The 8932-nt window shown below is 73.8% G+C and carries 4 protein-coding genes; all 4 read right to left on the reverse strand.

Annotated features, from left to right (window positions below):
* The coding region (locus tag C1J01_RS42985; RefSeq protein WP_111184792.1) for a glycoside hydrolase family 2 TIM barrel-domain containing protein at nucleotides 1–2768 on the reverse strand (2768 nt) is incomplete at its 3' end.
* Between the two features lie 33 nt (nucleotides 2769–2801).
* On the reverse strand, nucleotides 2802–4040 hold the full coding sequence (locus C1J01_RS42990; protein ID WP_220040399.1) for a M20 metallopeptidase family protein: 1239 nt from the start codon (nucleotides 4038–4040) through the stop codon (nucleotides 2802–2804).
* 30 nt (nucleotides 4041–4070) lie between these two features.
* Nucleotides 4071–5246: an amidohydrolase family protein gene (locus C1J01_RS42995; RefSeq protein ID WP_111184793.1), complete on the reverse strand. Its 1176-nt coding sequence runs from the start codon at nucleotides 5244–5246 to the stop codon at nucleotides 4071–4073.
* A gap of 122 nt (nucleotides 5247–5368) precedes the next feature.
* Nucleotides 5369–8761 (reverse strand): phosphodiester glycosidase family protein, encoded by a 3393-nt coding sequence (locus C1J01_RS43000; RefSeq protein ID WP_235855048.1) that lies wholly within the window; start codon nucleotides 8759–8761, stop codon nucleotides 5369–5371.
* Nucleotides 8762–8932: the final 171 nt, after the last annotated feature.

Consider the following 8932-nt stretch of genomic DNA (forward strand, 5'->3'; position numbering starts at 1 on the left):
AGCAGGTCGTAGGCGGGCAGGGGGCCGGGGCCGCAGGTGGCCGTGCCGATGCCCTGGTGGGCGAGGTCCAGGTGGAGGTGGACGCGGTCGCCCGGCACCAGGTCGGGCCGGTGGCGGGCGCGGGTGAGCTCGCCGGTGCTCCACGGCCGGGCGGTCAGGCCGAACGTCGGCTCGCCCGACACCCGGAACGCCCCCAGGTCGGCCCAGCGCACGTCGGCGCGGTGCCCGTTCTCCTGCGGGTGGACGTACGGCGTCTGGAGCTCCTCGACGGTGGCCGACCAGCGGCCGATCCGGGCTGCCATGCCGGTGTCCGGGTAGACCTCGCCGGGGCCGGGCCCGAACCAGGTGACCCGGTCCACGGCGGCGGCGGGCAGCGACATGGAGATCCCGAGCCGCGGGATCGGGGCGTGCCATTCGCCGTCGGGCTCGATGTCGAGGATGAGCCGCAGCCCGCCGTCGAACGTCCACCGGTACGTCGCCCACATGCCGCGGTCGGTGGCGGCCGGCGCGACGCGGGTGCGGACGGTGAGCCCTTCGCCGAAGGAGACGTCGTCCACCCGGTGGGTGAGCCGGTGCAGGCCGAGCGTGCGCCACCTGCCTTCGAGGCCGCCGTAGCGGTCGTTGTCGGTCGGCGCGCGCCACAGGTCCAGCCGGGGGCCCTCGACCTCCAGCCCGAACAGCCGGGTCAGCCGCCCGGTGGCCGCGTCGAACGCGCACCCGCCGGCGGTCAGCTCGCCGCCTTCGCGCGCGAAGGCCGACACCGCCACGCGGGCGTGCGCGCCGGCACGGGAGCCGTCGCCGGCGGTGGGCCGGGGCTCGGAGCGGGCCAGCAGCGCCTGCCCCCAGGCCACCTCGTGGCCCGCCGCCGCCCACGGCAGGTCGCGGGCGAGCACGGCGCGCACGGTCAGCCACCGCTCCCCCGCGGGCCCGCCGGCCGTGTCGGGCAGCTTGCACTCGCCGCCCGCGGCGGGCACGTCGAGCCGGTGCTCGGCGACCGTCTCCCCCTCGACCTGCACGGTGGCGACGAAGTCCAGGTGGGACAGGTCGGTGTGGCCGTGGCCGTTGACGACGCGGACGATGCCGTCGCCGAAGTCGAACCGCACCGGCTCGAAGACCTTCTTCAGGTCGAGCAGCCCGGGCGACGGCGTGCGGTCGGGGAAGACGAGCCCGTCGATCACGAAGTTCCCGTCGTGCAGCGGCTCGCCGTAGTCGCCGCCGTAGGCGTATCCGAACTCGGGGTGGGCCAGGCCGTGGTCGATCCACTCCCAGACGAACCCGCCGGCCAGACGCGGGTAGCGCTCGAACAGCTCCTGGTACTCCGCGAGGCCGCCGGGGCCGTTGCCCATGGCGTGGGCGTACTCGCACTGCAGGAACGGCATCGCCCGCCGGCGCGCGTCCAGGGCGGGGTCGTCGAGCGGGTCCTCCTCGTAGCGGCCGATGGCCTCGACCTCGGCGTGGGAGGCGTACATGCGCGAGTAGACGTCGGTGTGCGCGCAGGAGCGGTCGCCCTCGTAGTGCAGCGGCCGGGACTGGTCGCGCTCACGCGCCCAGTCGGCCATCACGGCGAGGTTGCGGCCCACGCCGGCCTCGTTGCCGAGCGACCACATGATGACGCTGGGGTGGTTCTTGTCGCGTTCGACCATGCGGCGCATGCGGTCGAGCAGCGCGTCGGCGTAACGGGGGTCGTCGGTGGGGTTGCCGCGCCAGCCGACCTCTCCGAAGCCGTGGGTCTCCAGGTCGCACTCGTCGATGACCCACAGGCCGAGCTCGTCGCACAGGTCGAGGAAGGCCGGGTGGGGCGGGTAGTGGCTGGTCCTGACCGCGTTGACGTTGTGCCGCTTCATGAGCAGCACGTCCTCGCGCATCGTCTCGTACGGGACCGCGCGGCCGTGCTCTGGGTGGAACTCGTGCCGGTTGACGCCCTTGAGCAGCAGCGGCCGGCCGTTGGCGAGGAGCACACCGTCCTCGATGGAGATCGTGCGGAAGCCGATCCGCAGCCGGAGCGTCTCCTGCGGGCAGGTCACCACGGCGTCGTACAGGCGCGGCGTCTCGGCCGTCCACGGCTCGACGTCGAGGGTGATCCGCGCGCCGGGTTCGAGGCCGGTGACGCCCAGCTCGGGCACGCTCAGCGTGCCGGAGCCCTCGAAGCTCAGCGTGCCGCGGCCCGCTTCGTAGGAGGCGCGCACGAAGACGTCCGCGGTGGAGCGGGTGAGCGTGACGTCGCGGAAGATCCCCGGCAGCCACCACATGTCCTGGTCCTCCAGGTACGTGGCGGCCGACCACTGATGCACGCGTACGGCCAGCACGTTGCGCCCGGGCCGCAGATGGGGCCCGGCGTCGTACTCGACGGGCAACCGGCTGCCGGTCGAATGACCGAGCTCGTGGCCGTTGAGCCAGACCCGGGTGAAGGAGTCGGAGCCCTCGAACCGCAGCCGGCCGCCCGTCCAGTCGCCGGGCAGGTCGAAGACGCGGCGGTAGTCACCCGTCGGGTTCTCGTCGGGGACGTGCGGCGGGTCGACGGGGATCGGGTAGACGACGTTCGTGTACGCCGGTGCGCCGTGGCCGTGCAGGACCCAGTGGGACGGGACCGGGAGCTCGTCCCACGAGGAGTCGTCGTAGCCGGGGTCGGCGAAGTCGGCGGGCACGTCCGCGACCGGCGAGAGGCGGAAGCGCCACGTCCCGTTCAGGTCGAGGGCGGGGGCGTCGGAGCGGAGGGCGGCCCGGGGTTCGAGGCGTCCCGAACCGGGGGCGAAAGTTTCGAGATCCATCTCCGCCGAGCCTAGAGGTTCGCGGCGGTTTCGTCATGGATGAGTTTTGTGTCCCGCCGGGTGGCCGTCCGCGGCGAACCGGCTGGGCGAGGACGCCTCCAGGTAGCCCGCCAGGAGGGCCTCCGCGACCGCCGCCACGCTGTCGTCGCCGGGCAGGAAGGCGGGGCTGTGCAGCCCGGCGTCGGTGTCCACGCCGACGAACATCATCAGGGACGGCGCCACCTCGCCGTAACGGGCGAAGTCGTCGGCGCCGCACGAGCGCAGCTCGTCGGTGACGTCCCACCCGTGCTCGCGCAGCCGCTCCCCGGTCCGCACGGTCAGCGCCGGGTCGTTGACCAGCACCGGCTCGCCGGGCCGGATCTCGACCTCGGCCGTGCAGCCGTACGCCCGGGCGGTGTCCCGCACGACCTCGGCGAACCGCTGGTGCAGCCGTTCGCGCCAGGCCGGCGACATCGACCGCATCGTGCCCCTGGCGGTGGCCTCGCGGGGCACGGCGTTGGGGGCCGTGCCGGCGTTCACGGTGCCGAACGTGACCACGGTCGGCACCATGGGGTCGGCGGCCCGGCTGACGAGGTGCTGGGCGGCCACGATGACCTGCGCCATGGCCAGCACGGGGTCGCGGGTGAGGTGCGGGTAGGCCGCGTGGCCCTCCACGCCCGTCACGGTGACGGTGAACTCGTCGGCCGAGGCGTTCACCGCGCCGGGGGTGCAGGCCACGGTGCCCGCCGGCAGCAGCGGCTGGACGTGCGCGCCGATCATGGCCTGGACGTGGTGCCGTTCGAGCACGCCGGAGCCGACGACGTCGAGCGCCCCCGACGGTTGCGTCTCCTCGCGCGGCTGCAGCACCACGAGCAGCGGCGCCGTCCCGACCCGCGAGCCCTCGCGGGGCTCGGAGGACGTCCGGGCCAGGGCGCGGGCGAGCGCGGCGGCGGCGGCCAGGTGCACGTCGTGACCGCAGGAGTGCATGGCGCCGTTGGTGGCGGCCCACGGCACCCCCGTGCGTTCGTCCATCGGCAGCGCGTCCAGCTCCCCGCGCACCGCCACGGCCGGTCCCGGGCCGCCGACCCGGACCACGGCGCCGGTGCCGGCCACGCGCTCGGCGTCCAGGCCGGGCAGGGCGCCGAGCACCCGTTCGAGCGTCGGCCTCTCGTGGCCGGACACGCGCGGCCAGGCGTGCAGCTCGCGCCGCAACGCGATCGCGGCCGGCAGTTCCTTGTGCAGCGCCGCACGCAGCGCCGTCTCCACGTCGGCGCGGCGACCGTCGACCTTCACCTGCTGTCCACCTTTACCTGCTGTCCACCTTCACCTCGTGTGCATCCCCATGGGCTCGGCGGCCCCCAGCTCGTAGACGCGGCGGGCGTTCTCGACGCCGACCATGGTCGCCACCCGCACCGCCTGCGCGGGCGACCACTCCCCCTCGGCCACGAACCCGCTGAGCACCCGCGTCATCGCCCGCCGCCACGACATCGCCCCGAGGTAGTGCAGCTCGGCCGGCCCGAACCCGTCGGAGGAGAACAGCAGCTTCGCGAACGGCGCCACCTCCAGGCTCTCGGCCACCAGCGCCTCGGCCCGCGCCCCCGTGTAGCTCACGCCCAGCCCGACGTCGAAGAAGACGTTCGGGTACGCCTGCGCGAGGAACCCCGCGTTGCGGTGGTACGGGTAGCAGTGCAGCAACATCAGCGGCACCCCGGTGGGCTCGGCCAGCTCGACGAGGCCGCGCAGCAGCAGCGGGTCGGCGCGGCGCAGGTCGATGTCGGGGTCGCCGTAGCCGACGTGGAACTGCAGCGGCAGCCCGCGCTCGATGCCGGCCCACACGAGGTAGCGCACCAGCACCGGGTCCGTCAGGCGCCCGCCCCCGGCGGCCAGCCACCGCCCGGCGGCGTCCGCGACCTCCCCCGGCGTGGGCGGCGCGGGGTCGAAGTCGAGCCCGCAGCGGTAGGCGGCGACGGTCTTCAGCCCACGCGCCGTACGGGTGCGCTCCCACAGCGCCTCCTCGAACCGGCGCGAGAAGGCCCCCGCCTCGCACCCGGCGGCGGCCACCTCCTCGGCGACCGTCTCCAGGCGGACCACCTCGTCGGCGGGGACGCCGCTCACCTCCGCCATGCCGGACGGCCCGAGCAGCTCCCCGGCCCGGTAGCCGGTCTCCACCAGGAAGTGGCCGATCCCGGCGGCGCCGAGCAGCGTCCTGTTGGTCTCGGCGGCGCCGAGCCGGGCGCGCCGGGCCAGGTACTCCTCGGGCGTGCAGAACGGCTCCAGCTCCAGCAGCGGCGCGCAGTGGCGCAGAATGGCGTAGCCGACCTGGGAGTCGAACTGCGTCATCCACTGCGGCACCGGCCGGTCGGACTCGGTGATCAGCTCCTCGAACGCCGTGCGCGACAGGTCGTGCGTGGACGCGCCGTGCACGTGGTGGTCGACGAGGGGCAGCTCCTCGATGACGTAGCTCAGCCCGCTGGGCACGAGATCGCGTTCGATGGACATCTGCGGCCCCTCCCCCGGCGTTTCCACGATCTCGTACCCGATGCCCCTTCCCGCGACCCGCGGGGACGAACACGGGAGGGCCCCGCGGGACGGCGTTCGTCCTGCGGGGCCCCAGGGGTGGGTCAGGCGGCGGCCCTGGCGGTCAGCGCCACCTGGGCCTGCTTCGTGACGCCGTTGACCGTGACGGCGACCGTGACCTGGCCGGGGCGCAGCGCCGTGAGGGTGCCCGCCTCCGGGTCGAGCACGGCGACGTGCCACGGCTTGGCCGTCCTGCGCGGGCCGACGTGCAGGTTCGGCGAGCCGGACCACGAGGCCGACACCGGGTACGCGGCCGGGACCGTCCGGCCGGCCTGCTCGACGGCGGCCGTCACCGGGGCGGGGGCGCCGACGGCGGCGGTGGCGGGGGCGGTCAGGACGAGCTCGTCCACGTGCGGGCGCACCTGCGTGCCGATCCAGTCGGGCGCGTCGGCGAACCAGTTGCGCCGGACGTGCTCGGCCTCCTTGGGCGTCACCGGGTCGACGCCCCACAACGACCAGCCGGTGAACCCGCCGGCGTCGGGCGCGGTGGCGGGGTTCTTGCCGGAGTTGCCGTTGATGAAGTACGGCACCGCGTCCACGCGGCCGGCGTGGAACGTCCCGACGTGCGCCCCGATGTAGGCGGCGCCCTTGCCGGTGGTGCGCTGGAAGTCGGCCAGCCAGCCCTCCACGAGCGCGGCCTCCTTGCGGTCGCCGAGCTGGCTCGCCTTGCCGGGCGTGGGGTCGCGCGGCGGAACGTGGAACAGCACGGCGACCGACCCGATCGCGTCGTCCTTGGCGGCCTTGTCCAGCTCGGAGCGGAGCAGGGCGATCTGGTCGAAGCCGCCGCCGCGCAGGCTCAGCCGCGAGGTGTCGAGGGTGATGAACCGGGTGCCCTTGTGGTCGAAGGTCGTGTACGTGTCGCCGAAGACGGACCGGAAGTTGGCGATGTCGCCGCCCATGACCTCGTGATTGCCCGGAATGTAGTGATATTTCACCGTTCCGCCGAGTTCTTCGTCCAGGATGCGCTTGGCCAGCGCGAAGTCCTCGGGCGACGCCTCGTCCACCAGGTCACCATTGATGACCAGGAAGTCCGGGTTCGCCGCCTTGATCTCGCGCAGCGTGCGGCGGGCGTTCCTGACCAGGTCGCTGTCGGGGTTCCTGGCCACGAACTGGGCGTCCGACATGACCGCGAACGTCCACGGCATCTTCGCGACCTCGTCCCTGACCACCGGGTCGGCGACCTCGGGCGCGGGCGGGGCCTCGACGGACGGCGGCACCTTGGCGACCAGGCCGTCGATCATGATCTCGTTGGTGTAGCTCGCGGCCGCCTTCGTCTCGGCGACGTAGAAGCGCCGCAGCTTCAGCGGGTAGCTGACGCCGGCCGGCACGGCGAACTCGACGTAGCGCCAGCCGGTCCACGTCATGTAGGGGCCGCGCAGGATCTGCGACTGGCCGAGCGCGTCGTAGAACTCGAGGCTCGGCCACTCGCCCTTGCCGGTCGAGTGGATCCACAACCCGAACGCCTGCGGCTGCCCGTCCACCACGATCTGCTGCGGCGGGTTGGCGTAGGCGGCGCGGGTGGCGGTGGAGGTCGAGAAGTCGTACGACAGCTTCAGCCCGCCGCCGCTCTGGCCGGGCGCGGCCGACAGGGAGCCGGTGGCGCGGGCGGCGGAGAACGTCCACCGGGCGGCGTCCTCGAAGTCGGCGACCGGCCTGGACTCCATCCCGACGGTCACCGGCAGGGCGGTGGTGAGCTTGCCGACCTTGGCGGTGATGAGCCCGGAGGCGGTGTCCTGCCTGGCCTTGACGGTGAAGTGGCCCTGCTCGGCGGCGGTCACCTCGAACAGGTTCTCGTCGTAGTCGAGCTCGAGGTCGGCGGGCTCGATGGGCGCGGAGTTGCCGTTGCCGTCGTAGCCGACCACGCCGAACGTGGCGGTGCCGTCCTTGCCGGCCATGCCGAGCCGGTCGGCGGTGGCGCCGAGCCGCTCCAGCGGCTGCAGCACGGTGAGCTCGATGGTGCCCTCGGCCTTGCCGCGGGAGGCTGTGACGGTGGTCTGACCGGGCACGAGGGCGTGGAACCTGCCGTCGCGCACGACGCCGTGCACCGCGGGGTCGGCCCGCCACGCCGGCTTCCCGGCGGCGGGGCCGTACGTCTCGTCGTAGCCGGCGGCGGTCAGCCGCCGGGTGAGGCCGGGGAAGACGCGGTCGGGGCGGCCTCCCGCGACGGGCGCGACGCCGGGCGCCTCGGCCGGGTCGCTCGCGGTCTCCACCCAGAAGCCCTTGAGCTTGCCGCTGCCCTCGGGCGCGTAGAGCGCGAGCCCGTTGGGGACGTGGCGCTCGCCGCCGTCGGAGGGGCTGTTCTCGACCTGGACCTCGGCCGCGCCGGGCTCGCGGGCCAGCATGGTGGAGGAGCCGCCGCCGTCGAGGTTGAGCGCATTGGCCGCGCCGAGGTCGGCCATCATGGCGGCCAGCTCGTTCAGGGTGACGCCGCGGCTGTCGGCCTGGCGGCCGTCCACGGTCAGCAGGTACATCTTGCTGCCGTCGGCGGAGAAGCCGACGGCGGTGCGCGGGTGGGCGGAGGCGTCGGTGGAGTTCTGCACGACGCCGTCCTTGACCAGCACCCAGTTGCCGCCGACGGCGGCCTCGACGGCGCCGCCGTCCGAGGGCTTCGGCCGGTACGTCACGTCCACCTTGTCGCCGGCCTTGAGCGCCGACAGCGCGGCGGCGCCGGCGTCGCGGCCGAGCAGGATCGACGTGCCGGCGGGGATGGGGCCGGTGCCGGCGGCCGTACGGACCTCGGAGACGACGCCGTCGGTCAGCACGACCTCGGTGACGGCCGAGGCGCCCTCGACGGCGCGGGCCCGGTTGTAGGAGCCCCACAGCGGGGTGAACAGCCCCACGCCGTCGCGCTGGATGATCTGGTTGAACTGGGTGAGCGCGATCGGTGAGCCGCCCGCGGGGGTGGCGGTGCCCTCGAAGTACATCTTGATGACGCGGCCGACGCCGTCGCCGCTGATCGCGACGGCGTTCTCGTGGCCGGCGACCGGCGACTGGACGAGGGTGCCGTCCTGCACGCCGATGCCCTGGGCGGCGCCGGAGTTGTTGATGTCGAAGAAGTCGCCGTTGACGGCCGCGACGGCGCGCGAGCGGGTGACCGGCCCCGACAGCGGCTCGGTCCTGGAGACCTCGCCGGAGAAGACGTAGTCGGCCTCGGCGCTGCCGAGGTCGGCGGTGAGCGCGTCGGCGCGCAGCCAGCCGAGGGCGTCGTAGGTGTCGAACGAGGTCAGCGAGATGCCGGGGGCGACCGGCCGGGTCGTCTTGGCCGTCTCCAGCCTCGGCTGGGCGACGGCGGCCCGGGCGAGCAGCGTGGAGGACTCCGGATAGGACGACGCCTGGAGCGCGTCCTCTGCGGGCGGTGTCGGGTCGGCCTGTGCGGGCGCGCTCAGCGCCAGGGGGGCTAACAGGAGCGCGGAGGCCAGGATTCTGAGGGTCTGCACGACCAGACTCAATCGCCCGCGGATATAACTTTCAAGGCTTGGGGGTGAACTAAAACTAAATTTCAGATCTTGCTCACCGCCGTGCGCTGAGGGCCTTCCGAGTCGCGGCACGTCACGGGGCGCGGCGCCGGGGCGGTGCGGTTCGGGCGGTGCGGTTCGGCGGTGGGGTTC

This window comes from Nonomuraea aridisoli (assembly GCF_003236395.1).
Lineage (GTDB): Bacteria > Actinomycetota > Actinomycetes > Streptosporangiales > Streptosporangiaceae > Nonomuraea > Nonomuraea aridisoli.

Bases quoted from the DNA above. Each gene is read 5' to 3' on its own strand.
- C1J01_RS42995 (WP_111184793.1), bottom strand. From the start codon at position 5,246: ATGTCCATCGAACGCGATCTCGTGCCCAGCGGGCTGAGCTACGTCATC.